The following is a 1,775-nucleotide window of genomic DNA, read 5'->3' on the forward strand; positions in this document are numbered from 1 at the left end:
CTTGCGCACCACATAGGTTTCGATCTGCGGCTTGACCTGCTCGAAGTCCGGCGCCTTGCGGGTGCGCTTTTCCTCGACCTTGATGACATGCCAGCCGAACTGCGTCTTCACCGGATCGGAAATCTTGCCGGGCTCCAGCGCGAAGGCGGCGGCGGAGAACTCCGGCACCATCTGGTCCTTGGTGAAGAAGCCGAGATCGCCGCCGTCGGAGGCGCCGGGATCCTTGGACTCCTTCTTGGCGAGCTCGGCGAAATCCGCGCCCTTCTTCAACTCGGCCGCGACCTTCTTCGCTTCGTCCTCGCTCTCCACCAGGATGTGCCGGGCGTGGACTTCCTGCTCGCCGGTGATCTGCTTGGCGGCGTCCTCATAGACCTTCTTCATGTTCTCGTCGGTGGTCGCGGCCTTGCCCTCCACCGCCAGCAGGTTGTCCATCAAGAGCCGGCTGCGCGCGAAGGCGAGGCGGGTCTTGAAGTCGTCGCGGTCGGCGATCTTCTTGTCCTCAGCTTCCTTGGAAACGATCTTCATGTCGATCAGGAAGCCCAGCACGTTCTCCTTCTTGGTCGCAGGGTCCATCTGCGCCAGGCTCGGGCCCAGTTCCTCTTCGGCGATCGCCACATCGCTGGCGCGGATTTCGGCGCCATTGACCTTGGCGAGCACCGGGTTTGCCTCCTGAGCCCGGCCCGGAAGGCCGGCGAGCAAGGCGACCGCGAAACAGCCGGTCACGGCGACGGCGGCAAAGCCGAAACGCAGGCCGGATTTCATGGGGAACAAAGAGGTCATGGAAAATCCTTATCTTCAACGATGGGGCTGTCTGGGGCGGCGGGACACTCGCCCAATCATGCCGCCTTGGCAACGCGAAAAACCTGTCAAAATGATGAAATCCCTGACAGGTCCGTGCCGTTGACAACCCTTTGGGCGGGCCATATCTCTCCGCGACGGTCCGATGGCTATCGCGCGATTTTGCTTGCGCTTTTGGCCGTTGAACCTCTGATTGCTCAACTCCCACTCATGATGCGAACGCGCCCTGGATTTGGGACCCTCGTTTTGACGCGTCACGATGAGTTGATGGGCAATCCGGGTCGCACTCATGGCTGAAACGCCGAACTGAAAAGACTGGAATCTGCATGCTCGGCGCGCTCGCCCGCAAGTTTTTCGGCTCCGCCAACGACCGCCGGATCAAGGCCTACCAGCCCCGCGTCGACGCCATCAATGCGCTCGAGCCGGAGATCGCAGCGTTGTCCGACGAGGCGCTCAAAGCGCGTACCGCCGAATTTCGCCAGCAACTCGCCGACGGCAAGACCCTGGAAGACATCCTGGTTCCCGCCTTCGCCACCGTGCGCGAGGCGGCCAAGCGCACCCTCAAGCAGCGCCATTTCGACGTGCAGCTGATCGGCGGCATGGTGCTGCACGAGGGCGACATCGCCGAAATGAAGACCGGCGAAGGCAAGACGCTGGTGGCGACGCTTGCGGTCTATCTCAACGCGCTCGCCGGCAAGGGCGTCCACGTCGTCACCGTCAACGATTATCTGGCCCGGCGCGACTCCGCCTGGATGGGCGAGATCTACGCTTTCCTCGGCCTCACCACCGGCGTGATCGTCCACGGCCTCGACGATGCCGAGCGCAAGATCGCCTATGCCTGCGACATCACCTACGGCACCAACAACGAATACGGCTTCGATTACCTGCGCGACAACATGAAGTACCGGCTGGAGGACATGGTCCAGCGCGGCCACTTCTACGCCATCGTCGACGAAGTCGACTCGATCCTGATCGAC

The 1,775-nt window shown here is 62.4% G+C and carries 1 protein-coding gene and 1 pseudogene; one reads left to right on the plus strand and one right to left on the minus strand.

The annotated features are described in order from the left end of the window. Positions 1-780, minus strand: a 780-nt coding sequence (locus VGP39_RS03985) for a peptidylprolyl isomerase (RefSeq protein ID WP_327566805.1), incomplete at its 3' end; no start/stop codon positions are given. Between the two features lie 344 nt (positions 781-1,124). Between VGP39_RS03985 and VGP39_RS03990 the strand changes: the two are divergent. After that, positions 1,125-1,775 (plus strand): annotated as a pseudogene (locus tag VGP39_RS03990) (preprotein translocase subunit SecA); the annotation flags it as partial.

Origin of the sequence: Bradyrhizobium sp. (assembly GCF_036009065.1) — a bacterium.
In the GTDB taxonomy this organism is placed as follows: domain Bacteria; phylum Pseudomonadota; class Alphaproteobacteria; order Rhizobiales; family Xanthobacteraceae; genus Bradyrhizobium.